Origin of the sequence: Streptococcus sp. Marseille-Q4154, from assembly GCF_916700545.1 — a bacterium.
Lineage (GTDB): Bacteria > Bacillota > Bacilli > Lactobacillales > Streptococcaceae > Streptococcus > Streptococcus infantis_I.
In genome coordinates this window covers 313,900-334,929 of record NZ_CAKAKN010000002.1, presented here as the reverse complement: position 1 = coordinate 334,929, position 21,030 = coordinate 313,900, and the positions used below count along the sequence as shown (strand labels likewise).

Annotated in this window: 24 protein-coding genes; 16 read left to right on the top strand and 8 right to left on the bottom strand. The window is 40.6% G+C overall.

Features of this window, described 5'->3' with window-relative positions; genetic code table 11:
- Nucleotides 1–66 precede the first annotated feature (66 nt).
- A complete protein-coding gene (groES, locus tag LG369_RS06815) occupies nt 67–351 on the top strand; it encodes a co-chaperone GroES (protein ID WP_000917314.1) in 285 nt (94 codons plus the stop codon).
- Nucleotides 352–366: 15 nt separating this feature from the next.
- Nucleotides 367–1,986, top strand: a complete 1,620-nt coding sequence (groL, locus tag LG369_RS06810; protein ID WP_225750698.1) for a chaperonin GroEL — start codon at nt 367–369, stop codon at nt 1,984–1,986.
- A gap of 249 nt (nt 1,987–2,235) precedes the next feature.
- Here groL and serS read toward each other — a convergent pair whose 3' ends face one another.
- From serS to LG369_RS06795, 3 genes are all read right to left on the bottom strand, one after another.
- Nucleotides 2,236–3,510, bottom strand: coding sequence for a serine--tRNA ligase (gene serS, locus LG369_RS06805; protein ID WP_225750697.1), 1,275 nt, complete (start codon nt 3,508–3,510; stop codon nt 2,236–2,238).
- Between the two features lie 213 nt (nt 3,511–3,723).
- Nucleotides 3,724–4,095, bottom strand: coding sequence for a DUF956 family protein (locus tag LG369_RS06800; protein ID WP_004251868.1), 372 nt, complete (start codon nt 4,093–4,095; stop codon nt 3,724–3,726).
- A gap of 2 nt (nt 4,096–4,097) precedes the next feature.
- A complete protein-coding gene (locus LG369_RS06795) occupies nt 4,098–5,462 on the bottom strand; it encodes an aspartate kinase (protein WP_006151997.1) in 1,365 nt (454 codons plus the stop codon).
- Nucleotides 5,463–5,715: 253 nt separating this feature from the next.
- Here LG369_RS06795 and LG369_RS06790 point away from each other — a divergent pair, with 253 nt between their 5' ends.
- The 14 genes from LG369_RS06790 to LG369_RS06725 all read left to right on the top strand — a co-directional run bounded on the left by LG369_RS06790 (nt 5,716) and on the right by LG369_RS06725 (nt 17,132).
- Nucleotides 5,716–6,501 carry an enoyl-CoA hydratase gene (locus tag LG369_RS06790; protein WP_225750696.1) on the top strand — a complete coding sequence of 262 codons (786 nt, stop codon included), beginning with the start codon at nt 5,716–5,718 and terminating at the stop codon, nt 6,499–6,501.
- Between the two features lie 91 nt (nt 6,502–6,592).
- Nucleotides 6,593–7,027, top strand: coding sequence for a MarR family winged helix-turn-helix transcriptional regulator (locus tag LG369_RS06785; RefSeq protein ID WP_004251873.1), 435 nt, complete (start codon nt 6,593–6,595; stop codon nt 7,025–7,027).
- Nucleotides 7,027–8,001 (top strand): beta-ketoacyl-ACP synthase III, encoded by a 975-nt coding sequence (locus LG369_RS06780; protein ID WP_225750695.1) that lies wholly within the window; start codon nt 7,027–7,029, stop codon nt 7,999–8,001. The genes LG369_RS06785 and LG369_RS06780 overlap by 1 nt, the downstream gene beginning before the upstream one ends.
- Nucleotides 8,002–8,059: 58 nt before the next feature.
- On the top strand, nt 8,060–8,284 hold the full coding sequence (locus tag LG369_RS06775; protein ID WP_000257840.1) for an acyl carrier protein: 225 nt from the start codon (nt 8,060–8,062) through the stop codon (nt 8,282–8,284).
- Nucleotides 8,285–8,400: 116 nt separating this feature from the next.
- Nucleotides 8,401–9,375, top strand: a complete 975-nt coding sequence (gene fabK, locus LG369_RS06770; protein WP_225750694.1) for an enoyl-[acyl-carrier-protein] reductase FabK — start codon at nt 8,401–8,403, stop codon at nt 9,373–9,375.
- A complete protein-coding gene (gene fabD, locus LG369_RS06765; protein WP_225750693.1) occupies nt 9,368–10,288 on the top strand; it encodes an ACP S-malonyltransferase in 921 nt (306 codons plus the stop codon). Before fabK ends, fabD begins: the two co-directional genes overlap by 8 nt.
- A gap of 32 nt (nt 10,289–10,320) precedes the next feature.
- Complete coding sequence (fabG, locus tag LG369_RS06760) at nt 10,321–11,055, top strand: 3-oxoacyl-[acyl-carrier-protein] reductase (protein ID WP_049494243.1); 735 nt, start codon at nt 10,321–10,323, stop codon at nt 11,053–11,055.
- Between the two features lie 22 nt (nt 11,056–11,077).
- Nucleotides 11,078–12,313 (top strand): beta-ketoacyl-ACP synthase II, encoded by a 1,236-nt coding sequence (gene fabF, locus LG369_RS06755; protein ID WP_225750755.1) that lies wholly within the window; start codon nt 11,078–11,080, stop codon nt 12,311–12,313.
- A gap of 2 nt (nt 12,314–12,315) precedes the next feature.
- A complete protein-coding gene (gene accB, locus LG369_RS06750) occupies nt 12,316–12,795 on the top strand; it encodes an acetyl-CoA carboxylase biotin carboxyl carrier protein (protein ID WP_225750692.1) in 480 nt (159 codons plus the stop codon).
- On the top strand, nt 12,792–13,214 hold the full coding sequence (gene fabZ, locus LG369_RS06745) for a 3-hydroxyacyl-ACP dehydratase FabZ (protein ID WP_050129038.1): 423 nt from the start codon (nt 12,792–12,794) through the stop codon (nt 13,212–13,214). Before accB ends, fabZ begins: the two co-directional genes overlap by 4 nt.
- Nucleotides 13,215–13,225: 11 nt before the next feature.
- Nucleotides 13,226–14,593 carry an acetyl-CoA carboxylase biotin carboxylase subunit gene (gene accC / locus LG369_RS06740; RefSeq protein WP_000488670.1) on the top strand — a complete coding sequence of 456 codons (1,368 nt, stop codon included), beginning with the start codon at nt 13,226–13,228 and terminating at the stop codon, nt 14,591–14,593.
- Between the two features lie 32 nt (nt 14,594–14,625).
- Nucleotides 14,626–15,489: an acetyl-CoA carboxylase, carboxyltransferase subunit beta gene (gene accD / locus LG369_RS06735; protein ID WP_225750691.1), complete on the top strand. Its 864-nt coding sequence runs from the start codon at nt 14,626–14,628 to the stop codon at nt 15,487–15,489.
- A complete protein-coding gene (locus LG369_RS06730; RefSeq protein WP_225750690.1) occupies nt 15,489–16,256 on the top strand; it encodes an acetyl-CoA carboxylase carboxyl transferase subunit alpha in 768 nt (255 codons plus the stop codon). Before accD ends, LG369_RS06730 begins: the two co-directional genes overlap by 1 nt.
- A gap of 153 nt (nt 16,257–16,409) precedes the next feature.
- Nucleotides 16,410–17,132 (top strand): CPBP family intramembrane glutamic endopeptidase, encoded by a 723-nt coding sequence (locus LG369_RS06725; protein ID WP_225750689.1) that lies wholly within the window; start codon nt 16,410–16,412, stop codon nt 17,130–17,132.
- Between the two features lie 53 nt (nt 17,133–17,185).
- On the opposite strand, the gene nusB is transcribed toward LG369_RS06725, so the two are convergent.
- The 5 genes from nusB to LG369_RS06700 all read right to left on the bottom strand — a co-directional run bounded on the left by nusB (nt 17,186) and on the right by LG369_RS06700 (nt 21,019).
- Nucleotides 17,186–17,608 carry a transcription antitermination factor NusB gene (nusB, locus tag LG369_RS06720; RefSeq protein ID WP_225750688.1) on the bottom strand — a complete coding sequence of 141 codons (423 nt, stop codon included), beginning with the start codon at nt 17,606–17,608 and terminating at the stop codon, nt 17,186–17,188.
- Nucleotides 17,601–17,990, bottom strand: a complete 390-nt coding sequence (locus LG369_RS06715; protein ID WP_036756919.1) for an Asp23/Gls24 family envelope stress response protein — start codon at nt 17,988–17,990, stop codon at nt 17,601–17,603. Before LG369_RS06715 ends, nusB begins: the two co-directional genes overlap by 8 nt.
- 21 nt (nt 17,991–18,011) lie before the next feature.
- Entirely contained in the window at nt 18,012–18,572 is a 561-nt protein-coding gene (efp, locus tag LG369_RS06710; RefSeq protein ID WP_004251910.1) for an elongation factor P, read from the bottom strand.
- A gap of 80 nt (nt 18,573–18,652) precedes the next feature.
- Nucleotides 18,653–20,017 (bottom strand): SPFH domain-containing protein, encoded by a 1,365-nt coding sequence (locus LG369_RS06705; protein ID WP_178895405.1) that lies wholly within the window; start codon nt 20,015–20,017, stop codon nt 18,653–18,655.
- A gap of 9 nt (nt 20,018–20,026) precedes the next feature.
- Nucleotides 20,027–21,019 (bottom strand): zinc-ribbon domain-containing transport protein, encoded by a 993-nt coding sequence (locus LG369_RS06700; RefSeq protein WP_225750687.1) that lies wholly within the window; start codon nt 21,017–21,019, stop codon nt 20,027–20,029.
- Nucleotides 21,020–21,030 lie beyond the last annotated feature (11 nt).

Here is a 21,030-nt window from a genome sequence, read left to right as displayed (position 1 = left end):
GAACTATGGTTTAGCACTCGTATGCAAAGAGTGCTAATAATATGATTATCTTATGGAGGAAAGCAGATGTTGAAACCATTAGGAGACCGCGTGGTCTTGAAAATTGAAGAAAAAGAACAAACAGTTGGTGGCTTTGTCCTTGCAGGATCAGCCCAAGAAAAAACAAAAACAGCTAAAGTAGTAGCTATTGGACAAGGTGTTCGTACCTTGAGCGGTGAACTAGTTGCTCCAAGTGTAAAAGTTGGAGATCAAGTTTTAGTCGAAGCTCATGCGGGTATTGAAGTCAAAGATGGTGATGAAAAATATGTCATCGTTGGTGAGGCTAACATCTTAGCAATTGTGGAAGAATAATAGGAGGAAATAAGTATGTCAAAAGAGATTAAATTTTCATCTGATGCACGCTCAGCAATGGTCCGTGGCGTTGATATCCTAGCTGATACTGTTAAAGTGACCTTGGGACCTAAAGGCCGTAACGTTGTTCTTGAAAAATCATTTGGTTCTCCATTGATTACCAACGACGGTGTAACAATCGCCAAAGAAATCGAATTGGAAGACCATTTTGAAAATATGGGTGCCAAATTGGTATCAGAAGTAGCTTCTAAAACCAACGATATTGCTGGTGACGGGACAACCACTGCAACTGTCTTGACCCAAGCCATCGTTCGTGAAGGAATCAAGAACGTTACAGCAGGAGCAAACCCAATCGGTATCCGTCGTGGGATTGAAGCAGCAGTTGCAACTGCTGTAGAAGCCTTGAAGAACAATGCCATTCCAGTATCAAGCAAGGAAGCAATCGCACAAGTCGCTGCCGTATCCTCTCGCTCTGAAAAAGTGGGTGAATACATCTCTGAAGCCATGGAAAAAGTTGGTAAAGATGGAGTTATCACTATTGAAGAATCACGTGGTATGGAAACAGAGCTTGAAGTTGTAGAAGGAATGCAGTTTGACCGTGGTTACCTCTCACAATACATGGTTACTGATAATGAAAAAATGGTTGCAGACCTTGAAAATCCGTACATTTTAATCACAGACAAGAAGATTTCAAACATCCAAGAAATCTTGCCACTTCTAGAAAGTATTCTTCAAAGTAGCCGTCCGCTCTTAATTATTGCAGATGATGTTGATGGTGAAGCTCTGCCAACCCTTGTTTTGAACAAGATTCGTGGAACTTTCAACGTAGTTGCTGTTAAGGCACCAGGTTTCGGGGACCGTCGAAAAGCAATGTTGGAAGACATCGCAATTTTGACAGGTGGAACTGTTATCACAGAAGATCTTGGTCTTGAATTGAAAGATGCTACTATCGAAGCTTTAGGTCAAGCAGCTAAAGTGTCTGTAGATAAAGATAGCACAGTTATTGTAGAAGGTGCAGGAAATCCTGAAGCGATTGCTAACCGTGTAGCTGTCATCAAGTCTCAAATCGAAACAACAACTTCAGAATTCGACCGTGAAAAACTCCAAGAACGCTTGGCTAAATTATCAGGTGGAGTAGCAGTTATCAAGGTCGGTGCTGCAACTGAAACTGAATTGAAAGAAATGAAACTCCGCATCGAAGATGCCCTTAACGCTACCCGTGCAGCAGTGGAAGAAGGTATTGTTGCAGGTGGTGGTACTGCTCTTGTGAATGTCATTCCAGCTGTTGAAGCTTTAGAATTGACAGGTGATGAAGCAACAGGACGTAGCATTGTTCTTCGTGCCTTGGAAGAGCCAGTCCGCCAAATTGCCTACAATGCAGGCTATGAAGGTTCAATTGTTATTGATCGTTTGAAAAATGCAGAAGCTGGTACAGGCTTCAACGCTGCGACAGGTGAATGGGTTAACATGATTGAAGCAGGTATTATCGATCCTGTTAAGGTTAGCCGTTCAGCCCTTCAAAACGCAGCTTCAGTAGCAAGTTTGATTCTAACAACAGAAGCCGTTGTGGCCAACAAACCAGAACCAGTAGCACCAGCTCCAGCTATGGATCCTTCAATGATGGGTGGTTACTAATAAATAAAAACAGGTAGAAATCATGATTTCTACCTGTTTCTTTTGAATCACTTAAAAGAGAGTGGGACAGAAATCGGTAATTCGTTAGAATTCGATTTCGTCGTCTCACCTCCGCACAGTTGAGTAGGGCTGTAAAAGCTGATAAAATCAGCGAAGTGGAGCCCACTCAACCACTGCGTCTTGCACGACAATCCAAAGACAATTGAGAGGCCAGGACTTTTGTCCCAGCCTCTTTTATATCTGAAATTGTTATGGTTTGATGACTTCAGCTCCACCCATGTATGGACGAAGGACTTCAGGAATAGTAACAGAACCATCTTCGTTTTGATAGTTTTCAAGAATTGCAGCAACGGTACGTCCAACAGCAAGTCCAGAACCGTTCAAGGTATGAAGGAGTTTCACCTTGCCATCGGCTTCATCACGGTAGCGAATTTGAGCACGACGGGCTTGGAAATCTTCTGTATTGGAACAGCTTGAGATTTCTCGGTAGGTATTTTGCGCTGGGATCCAAACTTCCAAGTCGTAAGTCTTGGCAGCTGAGAAGCCCATATCTCCTGTAGAAAGAGCAACTACACGGTATGGCAAGTTGAGTTTTTGAAGGATGTTTTCAGCGTTAGCTGTCATCTTTTCTAGTTCTTCATATGACTCTTCAGGTTTAGCAAATTTCACCATTTCTACCTTGTGGAATTGGTGCAAGCGAATCAAACCGCGAGTATCTCGACCAGCAGAACCAGCTTCAGAACGGAATGATGGACTCATAGCAGTAAAGTAGATTGGCAGTTCCTTACCATCAATAATTTCATCACGGTAGTAGTTAGTCAAAGGTACTTCAGCTGTAGGAATGAGGACATAGTTGGTATCGCTGATCTCAAAAGTATCTTCCTTGAATTTTGGATATTGGCCAGTACCAAACATAGAATCATGGTTAACCATGTAAGGGGTGATGACTTCAGTATAACCTTCCTTACCATGCTCATCTAGCATAAAGTTGTAGATGGCACGTTCCAAGCGAGCTCCGAGGCCTTTATAGAAGAGGAAACGAGCTCCAGTGACTTTTCCACCACGTTCCCAGTCAAGAATACCAAGGTCTTCTCCGAGATCCCAGTGGGCTTTTGGTTCAAAGTCAAACTCACGAGGAGTTCCCCAACGGCGAACTTCTACGTTATCATCTTCGTCTGCCCCAATAGGAACACTGTCAGCTGGGATGTTTGGAAGAGTAGTGGTAAATTCTGTCAATTTAGCATCAATTTCAGCTAATTCTGCATCGAGTGCTTTGACTTCGGCAGATAGGGTTTGCATGGCAGCGATCTTATCATCGGCATTTTCCTTGTTGCGCTTAGCTTGAGCAATTTCAGCAGAAACCGTGTTACGCTCTGCCTTGAGGGTTTCAACCTTAACCAAGATGTCACGACGTTTAGCATCGATTTCTTTCATCTCGTTCAAGATAGCAGCATCTACACCACGTGTAGCCAATTTTTCTGCGACAGCATCAAAGTCTGTACGAATACGTTTGATATCTAGCATATAAACTCCTTTATGAAAAAAGCACACCTGACAAAGCGTTGGAGTGGCAGAGCCACGGTTCCATCCAACTTCACAGGTGTGCACTTGATTCTGTATTTGATTTAAAACAACGGTAGAATTTCACCTATCTCTCCTATCTGCTCACAGCATCCGCAGACTTTCTGGAAGAAGAGGATAACCTACTTATCCGTTTCTATGATTATACTAAACTTTCTATTTTTTTGCAAATAGATTTTTGATTTTACGACCGATGATTTGGAGTAAGGTTGGAAGCTTCACAACCTTTTCATTTCCGATTTTTTCCCGAGCAATTTTAAGAATTTTTCCGGAGTCTTTTGAGGCAAAGAGGAATTTTCCTTGGTCTGTAAAAACTTCAAAATGACGACTAACCTTACGGCCTGAAACATTGGCTCCGATTTGATTAACGCTAGACCATGGGATTTGAATATAATCCTCAATATTGCGATCCGAGTAAAACTCCAAGGCTTGGTCTCCTACCAGAAATTTTCCAACTTTTCCTTGTATAGAGAGGTAAGAAGTTCCAGTAGTTTGTAAGTCAACGACTTTATTGAGAGATTGTGCCATGTTTAGTCTTCCTTACTTTCACCGAAAAATGCTTGGTAGAGAGCCTTAAGAGCCGCTTTTTCTTGGTCTTTGTGGACAACGAACATGATAGAAACTTCACTAGAACCTTGTGACATCATTTGAATGTTGATATTGTTTTCAGATAAGGCACGAGTGGCTGTAGCAGTTACCCCGATATGGCGCTTCATTTTTTCGCCAACAATCATGATGATAGACAGGTCATGTTCGATTTCAGCGTGGTCGACCTCTGCTTTTTGAACTAATTGACGAAGGATTTCTTCTTCTTTAATAGGAGTTAATTCTCGTGAACGTAAAATGATAGATAGGTCATCGATACCAGTTGGCATATGTTCCCAACCAATATTCAGGTCTTCTAGAATTTGAAGTACTTTACGACCAAAACCAACTTCGCGGTTCATGAGGTACTTAGACATATTGATGCTGACAAAACCAGAATCACCAGCAATCCCCACTACTGGGAATTCATCACTACTGTGTTTCAGAACGATACGAGTACCTGGATGGTCAGGGTTATTGGTATTTTTGATAACGAGAGGAATTTTACCACGGTAGGCTGGAAGGAGTGCTTCGTCATGCAGTACAGAGAAACCTGCATAGGCCAATTCCCGCATTTCACGGTAAGTCAATTCAGGGATTGAGTGTGGCTTGTGAATGATACCAGGGTGGGCAGCAAAAATTCCGTCAACATCAGTAAAGTTTTCATAAAGGTCAGCTTTAACTCCAGCTGCGATAATTGAACCAGTAATATCAGATCCACCACGTGAGAAGGTACAGATTTGATTCTCTTTAGTCACACCGAAGAATCCCGGAATAACCAGAACTTCCGTTCCATTATTGAGCTCTTCGATTTTATCATAACTTGAAGGAATGATGCGAGCATTTCCAGGTTCGCTTGTAACAACAATACCAGCCTCTCGTGGATGAACATAGCGAGCTTCTAATCCATTTTGGTTAAAGTAAGCTGCAATGAGTTTAGCGTTGTTATTTTCCCCTGCAGCAAGGAAGGTATCGTAAAGAAATTCATTGTTTTCAATTGGAAGGGTAGCGAGAGTTCGGATGCTTTTAGAGATTCGTTCTAAAACAGCTGGTTTAAGTCCTAGTTCGCTAACCATTGCAGCGTAACGATCGATAATCCAATTTTGACTAGCACTGATATCATTTCCTGCTACATAATCACGATAATATTTAATCAAAGCATCCGTAACCTTGGTATCTTTAGCATCGCGCTTTCCTGGTGCAGATACAACTACAAAACGACGTTCAGGGTCACTTTTTACAATGTTTAAAACCTTTTTCAATTGGCTTGCAGAGGCGAGTGAACTTCCCCCAAATTTTACAACCTTCATAAAAACTCCTCAGTTTGTATTTTATACGATTATAGCAGAAAGAAGGGCTTTTTTCAATCTACAATAGGAAAGGCTACATCTTATTAGAGGTCTGGACCTGATTAGCTTAACTTAGTTATTTTTAGTATAGAAAAGACTCTTTAAAAATCGGCTGATACACTTTTATACAATTTTTACTTGTATAACTAAAAAGAAAAAGATATACTTTGAAGATAAAATAATTTAATCAGCTTTTTAAATTAAAGGAGTGGCTATGAATCATATTATCTTTCAAATTCAAGACGATTTAGCGGTGATTACTTTAAATCGTCCCGAGGTGGCAAATGGTTTCCATATTCCTATGTGTGAAGAAATTTTAGAAGCACTGGAATTAGCTGAAAAAGACGATTCTGTTTCATTTATTCTCATCAATGCTGCTGGTAAGGTGTTTTCTGTCGGTGGTGATTTAGTTGAAATGAAACGTGCTGTCGATGAGGATGATATTGATTCCTTAACTCGAATTGCTGAATTGGTCAATACTATTTCTTATAAGATTAAACAGATTCCTAAGCCTGTTATCATGGAGGTGGATGGAGCAGTTGCTGGAGCTGCAGCCAATATGGCCTTGGCAGTTGATTTCTGTATCGCATCTGACAAGTCTAAATTTATCCAGGCTTTTGTAGGTGTAGGATTGGCTCCTGACGCGGGTGGCTTATTCTTGCTGACAAGATCGCTCGGTGCAACTAGAGCAACTCAATTAGCTATGACTGGAGAAGCTTTCACCGCTGAAAAGGCAATGGACGCAGGAGCTCTATACCGTCTATGTACGAGTGAACAATTAGAAAAAACAAGAGAACAATTGTTGAAAAAGTTGAGACGTGGTTCTTCAAATTCCTATGCTGCGATTAAGAAACTTGTTTGGGAAAGTGAGTTCAAGCAGTGGCATGAATATGCTCAACTTGAATTGGAACTACAAAAATCACTATCCTATACGGAAGATTTTAAAGAAGGTGTTCGTGCACATTCTGAAAGAAGACGTCCAAAATTTGTCGGGAAATAAAAAATACTTGCACTATTCTTTGAAGTTTGATATACTTTTTTTGTCAAATGTTTTGATTATTAAACTTTTTTTGATAAAGGAGGGAAGAGAAATGGACTACCAACAAGTCAATGACTATTTAACATCAATTTTTAACAACGTCCTAGTGATCGAGGAAGTAAGTTTGCGAGGTAGTCGTTTCAAAGACATCTCTATCAAAGAAATGCACACGATTGATGTTATCGGAAAGTATCCAGAAGTGACTCCGAGTCAAGTTTCCAAAGAGTTGATGGTAACTCTAGGGACTGTGACAACGAGTTTAAACAATTTGGAGAGAAAAGGATACATTGAACGTATCCGTTCAGATCAAGATCGTCGTGTAGTACATCTGCATTTGACAAAGAAAGGTCGTCTCGTTCACCGTCTTCATAAACGTTTCCATAAGGCCATGGTCGAAAGAATTATCGAGGGCATGAGTCCTGAAGAGATTGAAGTTATGGGAAAAGGCTTGACTAATCTTTATCACTTTTTGGAGGATTTGAAGTAATGGCTTTTGCAAAAATAAGCCAGGTCGCTCATTATGCTCCAGAGCAGATTATCACTAACGAAGACTTGGCTCAGGTCATGGATACGAGTGATGAATGGATCTCAAGTCGGACAGGGATTAAAGAACGCCATATTTCTAAGACGAAATCAACAGGAGATTTAGCGACAGAGGTTGCAAGACAACTTATAGAGAAGGCAGGGATCTCTGCTGATGAGCTAGAGTTCATCATTATAGCGACGATGACACCTGACTCGATGATGCCTTCAACCGCAGCTCGTGTTCAGGCAAAGATTGGCGCTCATAAGGCTTTTGCCTATGATTTAACAGCTGCTTGTAGTGGATTTATTTTTGCCCTATCAACTGCAGAAAAGTTCATTTCTTCAGGAACATATCGAAAGGGTCTGGTTATCGGTAGTGAGACCATGTCAAAATCATTGGATTGGTCTGACCGCTCAACGGCTGTCTTGTTTGGAGATGGAGCTGGTGGTGTACTACTTGAGGCAAGTGATCAAAAACATTTCTTAGCTGAAAGTCTCAATAGCGATGGTTCTCGTGGTGAGTGTCTCACTTATGGACAGACAGGATTGATTTCACCATTTTCGATTCAAGAAGAACCAGATGTTTTCTTGAAAATGGATGGGAGAGCAGTTTTTGACTTTGCAATTCGAGACGTGGCTAAATCTATTAAACAGACCATTGAAAAAAGTCCAATATCAGCAGATGAACTCGATTATCTCTTGCTTCATCAAGCTAATATTCGAATTTTAGATAAGATGGCTAGAAAAATCGGTGTCGATCGTGACAAGCTTCCTGCTAATATGATGAAGTATGGAAATACTAGTGCGGCAAGTATCCCGATTTTACTTTCTGAGTGTGTAGAAGAAGGGCTCATCCATTTGGATGGTAGCCAAAAAATTCTCTTGTCAGGTTTCGGTGGAGGTTTGACATGGGGCACACTTATTGTTACAATTTAGGTAATCATGTGGTGATCACATTGTTATAAAAAAATTATTTATTTTAAAGGAGTCTATCATGGCAGTATTTGAAAAAGTACAAGAAATTATCGTTGAAGAACTTGGAAAAGATGCATCAGAAGTAACACTTGAATCTACTTTTGATGATTTGGATGCAGATTCATTGGACTTGTTCCAAGTAATCTCAGAAATCGAAGACGCTTTTGATATCCAAATCGAAGCTGAAGACAACTTGAAAACAGTTGGCGACTTGGTTGCTTACGTTGAAGAGCAAACTAAATAATTAGAATAAATAAAGAAGGAGTAGGGGAGACCCGCTCCCTCTTGTTTAGGTAATAGTTTGACCGTCAAATTATAATAAAGTCGAACTATTACGTAAGCAAGACTTATGGAGGCAATATGAAAACACGTATCACTGAATTATTAAATATTAAATATCCTATCTTCCAAGGTGGAATGGCCTGGGTGGCAGATGGTGATTTGGCTGGAGCTGTTTCAAAAGCTGGTGGTCTCGGTATCATTGGTGGAGGAAACGCACCTAAAGAAGTGGTTAAAGCCAACATCGATAAGATTAAATCTTTAACAGACAAGCCTTTTGGTGTCAATATCATGCTCTTGTCTCCATTTGTTGAGGATATTGTCGACCTCGTTATTGAAGAAGGGGTTAAGGTAGTCACAACTGGTGCAGGGAACCCAAGTAAATATATGGAGAGATTTCATGAAGCGGGAATCACCGTTATTCCTGTAGTTCCTAGCGTAGCTTTGGCTAAACGTATGGAAAAAATCGGTGCAGATGCTGTCATTGCTGAAGGTATGGAAGCCGGTGGACACATTGGTAAATTAACAACCATGACCTTGGTTCGTCAAGTTGCGGCGGCTGTTTCAATTCCTGTTATCGCTGCAGGTGGTATTGCAGACGGTGAGGGAGCTGCTGCTGGATTTATGCTTGGTGCGGAAGCTGTGCAAGTAGGAACTCGTTTTGTAGTTGCTAAAGAATCAAATGCTCATCCAAACTACAAAGCTAAGATTTTAAAAGCTCGTGATATTGATACAACTATTTCAGCACAACATTTTGGTCATGCAGTTCGTGCCATCAAAAATCAATTGACTCGTGATTTCGAGCAAGCTGAAAAAGATGCCTTTAAACAAGAAAATCCAGACCTAGAAATCTTTGAACAAATGGGCGCTGGAGCCTTAGCTAAGGCTGTTGTCCATGGTGATGTAGATGGCGGTTCAGTAATGGCCGGCCAGATTGCAGGTTTGGTATCTAAAGAAGAAACAGTTGAAGAAATCTTAAAAGATATCTACTATGGTGCAGCTGAGAAAATTCAAAAAGAAGCCGCTCGTTGGGCAGGAGTTACAAGAAATGACTAAAACAGCCTTTCTATTTGCAGGTCAAGGAGCCCAGTACCTTGGAATGGGACGTGAACTATACGACCAATATGCTATAGTCAAAGAAACAATCGACCAAGCTAGCCAGGTCTTAGGTTATGATCTTCGTGACTTGATTGATAACGATGAAACGAAGCTAAATCAGACTCGTTACACACAACCAGCTATTTTGGCTACATCCGTTGCCATTTACCGACTACTAAAGGAGAAAGGTTACCAACCAGATATGGTGGCAGGCCTGTCTCTTGGTGAATATTCTGCCCTTGTAGCTAGTGGCGCCTTGGATTTTGAAGATGCGGTGGCTCTAGTTGCTAAGCGTGGAGCTTATATGGAAGAAGCAGCACCTGCAGGGTCTGGTAAAATGGTAGCCGTACTCAATACTCCAGTTGAAGTTATTGAACAAGCTTGTCAAGAAGCTTCTCAACTTGGAGTTGTGACTCCAGCTAACTACAATACCCCAAGCCAAATTGTTATTGGTGGTGAGGTGGTTGCTGTGGATCGTGCAGTTGAACTCTTGCAAGAAGCAGGGGCAAAACGCTTAATTCCGCTAAATGTTTCTGGACCTTTCCATACAGCTTTATTGGAATCTGCTAGTCAAAAATTAGCTCAAGTCCTAGAAGATGTTGAGTTTAATGACTTTGCTTGTCCACTTGTTGGTAATACAGAAGCAAAGGTCATGGAAAAAGAACGAATTGCAGAACTCTTGACTCGTCAAGTCAAGGAACCTGTTCGTTTCTATGAAAGCATTGCAGTTATGCAAGAAGCTGGTGTGACGCGTTTTATCGAAATTGGTCCTGGGAAAGTCTTGTCAGGATTTGTTAAAAAGATTGATAAAACTGCTCAACTTGCAAATGTGGAAGATCAAGCAAGTTTACAAGCACTCTTAGAAAATTAGATCAGGATGATAGAAGTTCTGAAAGGAGAAAAATGAAACTAGAACAGAAAAATGTCTTTATTACAGGCTCAAGTCGAGGAATTGGTCTTGCCATTGCTCATAAATTTGCCAGCTTGGGAGCCAATGTTGTCTTGAATAGTCGTGGTGAAATCTCCGAGGAGCTTCTAAACGAATTTAAACCTTACGGGGTGAAGGTACTTGCTATTTCTGGTGATGTTTCTGATTTTACGGATGCAAAACGAATGGTGGACCAAGCTATTGAAGGGCTAGGTTCAGTTGACGTCCTAGTTAATAACGCCGGGATTACTCAAGACACTCTCATGCTAAAGATGACAGAAGAAGATTTTGAGAAGGTCTTGAAAGTCAATCTAACGGGGGCCTTCAACATGACGCAAGCAGTCTTGAAGCAGATGATAAAAGCTCGTGAAGGGGCCATTATCAATATGTCCAGTGTCGTTGGTTTGATGGGAAATATCGGTCAAGCGAACTACGCTGCATCTAAGGCTGGTCTAATTGGATTTACCAAATCAGTAGCACGTGAGGTAGCCAACCGTAATGTACGTGTCAATGCCATTGCACCAGGAATGATCGAATCAGATATGACTGCAGTCCTATCTGATAAGGTAAAAGATGCCATGCTGGCACAAATTCCGATGAAACAATTTGGTCAAGCTGAGCAAGTGGCAGAGGTCACAGCCTTTCTTGCAAGCCAAGATTATCTAACGGGACAAGTCATTGCAATTGATGGTGGACTTACCATGCAATAAGAGTTAAAATAGAGGTATGAAAATGAAACTAAATCGTGTAGTAGTAACAGGTTATGGATTAACATCTCCAATTGGAAATACGCCAGAAGAATTTTGGAACAGTTTAAAGAATGGAAAGATTGGGATTGGTGAAATCACCAAGTTTGATCATAGCGCTTTTGATGTTCATAATGCAGCAGAGATTAACGATTTTCCTTTTGACAAATATTTTGTAAAAAAAGATACCAATCGTTTCGATGATTATTCTTTATATGCCTTGTATGCAGCTCAAGAAGCAGTGAACAATGCAAATCTTGACGTAGAAGCGCTTGATAAGGACCGTTTTGGTGTCATCGTTGCATCAGGTATCGGTGGAATCAGAGAAATCGAAGACCAAGTCCTTCGACTTCACGAAAAAGGACCAAAACGTGTTAAACCATTAACACTTCCAAAAGCCTTACCAAATATGGCTGCAGGAAATGTAGCTATGCGCTTTGGTGCCAATGGTATCTGTAAATCTATCAATACAGCTTGTGCTTCATCAAATGATGCTATCGGAGATGCCTTCCGTTCTATCAAATTTGGTTTCCAAGATATCATGTTAGTTGGTGGATCAGAATCTTCAATTACTCCATTTGCAATTGCTGGTTTCCAAGCCTTAACAGCTCTTTCAACAACAGAGGATCCAACTCGTGCTTCTATTCCATTTGATAAAGACCGTAATGGATTTGTCATGGGTGAAGGTTCAGGGATGTTGGTTCTTGAGAGCTTAGAACATGCTGAAAAACGCGGTGCAACTATCCTAGCTGAAGTTGTCGGTTACGGGAATACTTGTGATGCCTACCATATGACTTCACCACATCCAGAAGGCCAAGGTGCTATTAAAGCTATCAAACTTGCCTTGGAGGAAGCTGAAATCACACCAGACCAAGTAGCTTATGTCAATGCTCACGGTACATCAACTCCTGCTAATGAAAAGGGAGAAAGTGGTGCTATCGTAGCGGTTCTTGGTAAGGAAGTACCTGTATCTTCAACCAAGTCATTTACAGGACACTTGCTCGGTGCGGCAGGTGCAGTTGAGGCTATTGCAACAATTGAAGCAATCCGTAACAACTATGTTCCAATGACAGCTGGGACAACAGAAGTGTCAGACTACATTGAAGCAAACGTTATTTATGGACAAGGCTTGGAACGTGAAATTCCTTATGCTATCTCAAATACTTTTGGATTTGGTGGGCATAATGCAGTTCTTGCTTTCAAACGTTGGGAGAATAAGTAAAAATGAATTTAAATGAAATCAAAGACTTGATGGCACAATTTGACCAGTCGAGCTTGAAAGAATTTTCTTATAAAAATGGAACGGATGAGTTGGTCTTCAGTAAGAATGAAGCGAAACTTGTGGCAGAAACAAGTCCAGCACCTCAACCTGTGGTTCCAGCAGCTGTACCTACAGTTACACCACAAGCTCCAACTACACCAGCTGTAGAAGCAGTTTCAGAATCAAGTGCTAGTGAATCTGTAGCAGAGGGGGACCTTGTAGAAAGTCCACTTGTCGGAGTTGCTTACTTGGCTGCCGGACCAGACAAACCTAATTTTGTTTCAGTCGGTGATACTGTTAAAAAAGGCCAAACCTTGGTCATCATCGAAGCTATGAAGGTTATGAACGAAATTCCAGCACCTAAAGACGGTGTTGTAACAGAAATTCTTGTTGAAAATGAAGAAATGGTTGAGTTTGGGAAAGGCTTGGTACGTATCAAATGATTGATATTCAAGAAATTAAAGAAGCTTTGCCACACCGTTATCCCATGCTCTTAGTAGATCGTGTCTTAGAAGTTAGTGAAGATACAATTGTTGCTATTAAAAATGTAACGATTAACGAACCTTTCTTCAATGGTCATTTTCCACAATACCCAGTTATGCCTGGAGTACTCATTATGGAAGCCTTGGCTCAGACAGCAGGTGTTTTGGAATTGTCTAAACCTGAAAACAAAGGGAAACTCGTCTTCTATGCTGGCATGGATAAGGTTAAGTTTAAGAAACAAGTTGTTCCTGGTGATCAGCTTGTCATGACAGCAACTTTTGTCAAACGTCGTGGCACAATCGCCGTAGTAGAAGCGAAGGCAGAAGTAGATGGTAAGCTTGCAGCAAGCGGTACTCTGACCTTTGCTATTGGAAACTAGGGAGGTTTTCCATGTTTCGTAAGATTTTAATTGCCAATCGTGGTGAAATTGCTGTTCGTATTATCCGTGCGGCACGAGAGTTAGGAATTGCAACAGTCGCTGTCTATTCGACTGCTGACAAGGAAGCTCTCCACACGCTTTTGGCTGATGAGGCTATCTGTATCGGCCCTGGAAAGGCTACAGAATCTTATCTGAACATCAATGCCATCCTATCAGCTGCGGTCTTGACTGAAGCTGAAGCTATTCACCCTGGATTTGGTTTTTTAAGTGAAAATTCCAAATTTGCAACTATGTGTGAAGAAGTCGGTATCAAATTTATTGGGCCATCAGCTCGAGTAATGGATGTCATGGGAGATAAAATTAACGCCCGTGCTCAAATGATTAAGGCAAACGTGCCTGTCATTCCAGGATCAGATGGAGAAGTCCATACTGCAGAAGAAGCGCTTGCTGTTGCCGAAAAAATTGGTTATCCAGTTATGCTTAAAGCTTCAGCTGGAGGTGGTGGTAAAGGGATTCGTAAGGTTGAAAAGGCAGAAGATCTTGTATCAGCCTTTGAAACAGCCTCTAGTGAAGCTAAAGCAAACTTTGGAAATGGGGCTATGTACCTCGAGCGTGTGATTTACCCTGCTCGCCACATAGAGGTACAGATTCTAGCTGACCAGATGGGACATGTTATTCACCTAGGTGAGCGTGACTGTTCGCTTCAGCGGAATAACCAAAAGGTTTTAGAAGAAAGTCCTTCGATTGCCATTGGGAAAACACTGCGTAATGAAATTGGTGCTGCAGCAGTCCGTGCGGCGGAGTCTGTTGGTTATGAAAATGCTGGTACTATTGAATTCCTACTAGATGAAGCAACTGGCAAATTCTACTTTATGGAGATGAATACTCGTGTCCAAGTAGAACATCCAGTAACCGAATTTGTTTCTGGTGTGGATATTGTCAAGGAACAAATCCGTATTGCGTCAGGTCAACCTTTGACTCTGAAACAAGAAGACATTGTTCTAAAAGGACATGCTATTGAGTGCCGTATCAACGCAGAAAACCCAGCCTTTAATTTTGCACCAAGCCCTGGTAAGATTACCAATCTTTATCTACCAAGCGGTGGTGTTGGCTTGCGTGTTGACTCTGCAGTTTATCCAGGGTATACCATTCCACCATACTATGATAGTATGATTGCTAAAATTATTGTTCATGGTGAAAATCGTTTTGATGCACTCATGAAAATGCAACGAGCTCTTTATGAACTCGAAATTGAAGGAGTCGTCACCAATGCTGATTTTCAACTCGATTTGATTTCAGATCGTCGTGTGATTGCAGGGGACTACGATACTTCATTCTTGATGGAAACTTTCTTACCACACTATCAAGAAAAAGAATAATATAAAAAGTATGAGACTGAAAAGGGGGATGTATGGCTCTATTTAGTAAAAAAGATAAATATATACGAATTAATCCCAATCGTTCACTTAGAGAAAAGCCCCAAGCCAAGCCTGAGGTTCCAGACGAACTCTTCTCAAAATGTCCAGGTTGTAAACATACCATTTACCAAAAGGATTTGGGGAGTGACCGTATTTGTCCTCACTGTGGCTATACCTTCCGTATTTCAGCTCAAGAGCGTCTTGCTTTAACCATTGACATGGGAAGCTTCCTAGAGATGTTTACAGGAATTGAGACACAAGATCCATTGGAATTTCCAGGCTACCAGAAAAAATTAGCCTCTATGCGTGAAAAAACAGGTCTTGATGAGGCTGTTGTTACAGGAACTGCTTTGATTAAGGGTGAAAAAGTTGCTCTCGGAATCATGGATTCTAATTTTATCATGGCGTCTATGGGAACAGTAGTTGGTGAAAAAACCACTCGTTTGTTTGAATACGCGACAGCTGAAAAATTACCAGTCGTCTTGTTTACAGCATCTGGTGGAGCACGTATGCAAGAAGGAATCATGAGTTTGATGCAGATGGCTAAAATCTCTGCAGCAGTCAAACGTCATTCCAATGCAGGTCTCTTTTACCTAACAATCCTTACTGATCCAACAACTGGTGGTGTTACAGCTTCCTTTGCTATGGAAGGGGATATTATCTTGGCAGAGCCTCAAAGTTTAGTAGGATTTGCTGGACGTCGTGTCATTGAAAATACCGTAAGGGAAGATTTGCCAGAGGATTTCCAGAAGGCAGAGTTTTTGTTAGAACATGGATTTGTGGATGCGATTGTTAAACGGAGAGAATTGCCAGAGATGATTGCTCGATTAGTAAGGTTACATAAGGGGGATTGTTGATGAATATTGCAAAAATCGTCAGAGAAGCACGTGAACAAACCCGCTTAACTGCCTTGGACTTCGCAACAGGAATATTTGATGACTTTGTAGAGCTACATGGTGATCGCTCTTTCCGAGATGATGGTGCTGTTATTGGTGGTATCGGTTGGTTGGGAGACCAAGCAGTAACTGTTGTTGGAATTCAAAAAGGTAAAAGCTTACAGGATAATCTTAACCGTAACTTTGGACAACCTCATCCTGAAGGTTATCGAAAAGCCCTTCGCTTGATGAAGCAGGCTGAAAAATTTGGCCGTCCTGTTGTAACTTTTATCAACACGGCTGGTGCTTATCCTGGTGTCGGAGCAGAAGAGCGTGGCCAAGGTGAAGCTATTGCCCGTAATCTCATGGAGATGAGCGATCTTAAGGTGCCAATTATTGCCATTATTATCGGTGAAGGTGGTTCAGGAGGGGCTTTAGCTCTTGCAGTAGCTGACCGTGTTTGGATGTTAGAAAACTCGATCTATGCAGTTCTCAGTCCTGAAGGCTTTGCGTCTATTCTTTGGAAGGACGGCAGTCGTGCCATGGAGGCTGCAGAGTTGATGAAAATTACTTCTTTCGAATTGCTAGATATGAAAATTGTTGATAAGGTTATCTCTGAGGTAGGTCTATCAAGTAAAGAACTGATCAAGCAAGTCAAAGAACAACTCCGAGCAGAACTTGATGAACTTGGTAAACTGCCACTAGAGCAGCTCATTGAGGAGCGTTACCAACGCTTTAGAAAATACTAAAAAGTAAGCTAGGACTAAGATATAGTTCTAGCTTTTTGGATTCTATAAAATACATTTCAGAATGAAAAATCGACTCTTGTAAAAATATCTGTTAATATAACAAGGGATGCGTGTGCTATAAAAATAAGTCAACAAAGCTTTTTGGGAGTGAGTATGAAAAAAATAGGTCATTTGGGAATCTATACATTACTGGTATTTCTATCAATTTATCTACTAGATTTCAGTAGTCTTTATCTGGCTAAGATGTTTGTCTGGGGTATGGATGGCTATTCTATTATTGTAGCAGTAGAGCAACTAACTCTTTTAGGACTAGTTATCTATTGGCTAAAAAAGAAAAGAATGCTCTATATTTTTGAAAAAAAGGGCTCGAAGAAATCCAGATTCTTTTACCTTTTAGTTAGTTTAGTGGCTGCTTATTTTGTCCGTCAGTTGTTAAGTGCTTTTCACTTACAGTTTAGTCGCTTCATTAATAACAACTATATCTTTGAAGACCTTCTTTCGGTCATATTCAGTGAGCAATCTACTATTTTAACGACTTGCTTCTCTTTTATTTCCGTTGTCATTTTGGGGCCTATATTGGAGGAGATTGTTCATAGAGGCTATTTTATGAATACCTTCTTCCCTAATTCCAAGTATTACTTGGATGTTATCTTATCAGCTCTGATATTTGGGTTCAGTCATTTGGTATTGTCCCATCGTGACCCTATCAGTTTGATGATTTATTGTTTTTTCGGTCTTTTCTTTGCTTTAGTCTACCGTTGGACAAAGAATTTAAAAATCACCATCCTGTGCCATAGTTTTATTAACTTTCTCATTCATGCAAATTTCATCTGGTTGTTGCTTTCTAATTTAATCTATAATCGTTTTTTTAGATAGCATTTGAGGAGACAAATAAAAAGTGTTTGATATCTATCAAACACTTTTTATAGTTAGTTTTCTTCAGTTACGAATTGACTGAGCAGTCCGTTAATGAAACGAGCTGATTTTTGATCCGAAAAGCTTTTTGCAAGTTCAATAGCTTCATTCACAGCTACAAGTTGAGGAGTATCAAAGGAAGTGATTTCGAAAACTCCTAAACGCAATAAATTCTTTTCCACTAAGGTTAAACGTTCAATCGTCCAACCAGACTTTAAATGCTGAGTGACTTGTTTGTCTAGTTCCTCTTTTTGAGCTTGAACACCAGATACAAGATCGATTAGGAAGCTAGGGAGTTTTACCTCGTCGTCTTCTCGATCATGAGTATAAGCGAAGCGACAAGCAGTTTCAATATCAGAACCATATTCAAGACTCATCAGTGCTTGGAAGGCACATTTTCGTAGTTCGCGTCTAGATTCTAATAATGGACTAGTCATTGAGGAAGTCCTCATCAAATAAATCTGTCAATGCTGGTTTTGGTGTTTTATCTGGTGCAATACCAGCAACGTGAATATTCACAGCATTGAGTTCAACATCAGCCATATTACGAACGGCATCTTTTACAGCTTTTTGAATAGCCATTGCAACCTTTGGAACCTTGACACCATACTCAAGATAGAGATAGATATCAGCTATTAGTTCTTCTTCAGATTCTTTTAGATAGACACCACGACCGAGTGAAAGTTTTGAAAGGGTGTCAGATACTGATTTGTTTGAAAAAGAGTGGACACCATCAACTTTAGCTGTAGCGATTGCAATGATTTTTTCAAGTACACGTGGGGCGATAACGATTTCGCCTAATTGTTCTTCAATTCCCATAGAATGACCTCTTTCTAGAGATTAGGCACGAGAAACGTAAGTTCCTTCTGCAGTGTTGATAACGAGTTTTTGTCCTGCTTCGATGAAGTCTGGAACGTTAACGACAAGTCCAGTTTCCATTGTAGCTGGTTTACCAGAACCGGTAACAGTAGCACCTTTAATAGAAGGTTGAGTTTCAGCAACTGTCAATTCAACAGTTGTAGGTACTGTTACACCGATTACTTCAGTTCCATAAAATTGAATTTTAACTTCAGAATTTTCAAGGATGTAAAGCAATTCATTTTCAACATTTACAACAGGAATTTCGTATTGGTCGTAAGTTTCAGTGTTCATGAAATAAGCTGTATCATCCATTTTGTACAAGTATTGTGCTGGCACAGTTTCGATAATCGCTTGTTCAAATTTTTCCTCTGGGCGGTAGCTAGTTTCAAATGTTGAACCAGTACGGACATCACGCAATTTCATACGCATGATAGTGTTTCCTTTACCTGGTTTGTGGTGGCTAGCTTCCAAAACGCGGATCAATTTTCCGTCAGCTGTTTCAAAGGTCATACCAGCCTTTAATTTACTTGCTTCAATCATGTTTTTACCTCTTTAATAAAATAATTTACTCTTTATTGTATCATAAGTCGTAAGATTTCTCAAATATCAGGGAAGTGAGATTAGTTGACAGGAACGATGTTTCCTTCTTCATCTTTGGTTACTAATACGTACTTGCCATCGACTTCGATGTAGAAGTTTTTATTAGTTGGTTTTTCTTGACTAGTAGTTTCTACTGAAGGAGTTGTTACTTCTTGAGTTGTAGATTCTTGAACAGGAGTTGTTACTTCTGGATTAGTAGTTTCTACTGAGTTAGCGGGTTGTTCAGGGATAACAGTTTCTACTGGGCTAGCAACTTGCTCAGGACTTGCAGTTTGGGTCGGAGTAAATGCTTGGTTTGGATCAGCAGGTTGTACTGGGGGAACAGTTTGATTTGGACTAACAGGTTGAGCTTGTTGGGTGAGTTGGCCACCGAGAGTTTGACCGAGATTCATACCCATAAACATGTTCATACCATTGCCATTACCTTCGTTATTGGCTGCCGCAATTAGAGCTTCGTTACGAGCACGACGTTCTTCAATTTCGATGGTATTGTATTTCATTGCAACGAGTTCGCTGTCAAGTTTTCGAACAAGTTCCAAGCTTTCTTGGTCGTAGCTCAAATCCTCAAGAAGGATATTGGTTGCTTCAATACCGTAAAGTCCTGTCCATACCTTGTTGACTTCTTGTTTAGCGATTTCATTGAAGGTATCCTGATTAGCATTTAGGCTATAGATATCAACTCGGTACTCATTAGTGAATTTGGAAATTGCGATAGCAATTTTAGGAGAGATATTTTGTCGAAGAGTTCCTTGAGCAATATCTTGGAGTGTAAATGGTTTATGTTCTTCAATCTGTTGACTGATTGAGCTAACGTAGAAAAGGACTGGATCAGAAATCTTGATATCAAATAAACCATAGAAACGGATGTTGAGCAATTGTTGGTAACGTTCACTGAAGTATTCTACAGCGTTTTGGGTACCAAATTTATTACCCGCAATCGGTTGGATACGGACAAAGATGATTTCTTGTTGAGTAACGACTTGACCAGCGAATGAAAAGCGGTGCTTGAAGTTTTCCCAAGTGCCCTTAATTCCCCCTTTTTCTAGAAGCCAAGCGTTTTCGCCAGAGCGCCATTCATGGCTACCAGCTTCTAAAACATCACCAAGGAAAGTACCGTTATTTACAAGGATAGCAACATAACCTTGTGGCACAATTACGACAGAACCATCTGTTAAAAGTCCTGTATGTTGATTACCTTGTCTAGAAACTCCGTCAGGGTCTTTTGTAAGAAGAATTCCTTTAACAGCTAATGCTTCTGATGATACGTGTTCTGGAAGTACAACGGCTTCCTTAAATTTACTGTCATTAAGACTATTAATTCCAGCAGATTTGGCAACATCAACAACTCCCTTAATTTGCTCTTTGGCCATACGAATAAATCCCATAATTTCCTCCTAATTATATAGTTCGTCTTCATCCACAACTTCATAGGTATCAAGAACCCATTGGTTTGGACTACGGGTGATATCAGATCCGCAATAGTCACATTTGCTGATAGCTGATATTTTCAGTGGAGCGCCACAGTTTGGACAGCGGTCGCTAACGGCTTCATCTTGGACAGAGCTTTCGGTTTGACTGCCATGTTTGCGGATGAAGTTCATTTGATAAACTGTAAATAAATCTTTTTGAGGGTCTCCCTCAATAACCTTACGAGTCTTATCTTCGATGACATAGTCTCTCAAAGTAGATGAAAGGATAACAACTAGAGTATCATTTCCATCTGGATTTTCGTAGAAATCTTTGATTCGAACATTCTCGACATAAACTCGTTCCAAAATATTCGTTGTTTGAGATTGGATATAGTCTTCCAGTTGGGCACTATGTTGAGAGTAGAGGCTGGCACTTTCAAGAGAACGCACCAAATTCCAATCTTTTTTAGTCCAGGCTGCCTGTAATTGGATATAGACTTCTTTAACCCATGAAGTGAAAGTGTCTGCATCAAAGTTTGGGTCCCCAGAACGGACACGATCGATAGCCAAGGTGTTGTTTATCACTCGACGGTGAAGTGTTGGTTCAGCATTGTAGCTAGGCGAGCTGCCATAAGATTTACCAGATGATGAATTCTGGTCACTCAAATATTTGATGAGCATGAAGAGTAAGAAAGCTCCGACACCAAACATGATAAGAATGCTCATTCCTGTCCCTAGAGAACCATCTAAACTTGAGTAGCTACCGCCAGAACGATAGCTGCTTCTAGAAGAAGAACTACCACTTGAACGACTAGAACTACTACTTCGTGAACTACTGCGACTAGAACTACTACTTCGTGAACTGCTACGGCTAGAGCTACCACTTCGAGAATGTCCAACACCCGCATCGATTGATTGTAGAGGTGTCACAAATAGAAGAAGCAAGAAGGTAGCGATAAGAGTATATAACTTTTTCATATGTCTCCTAA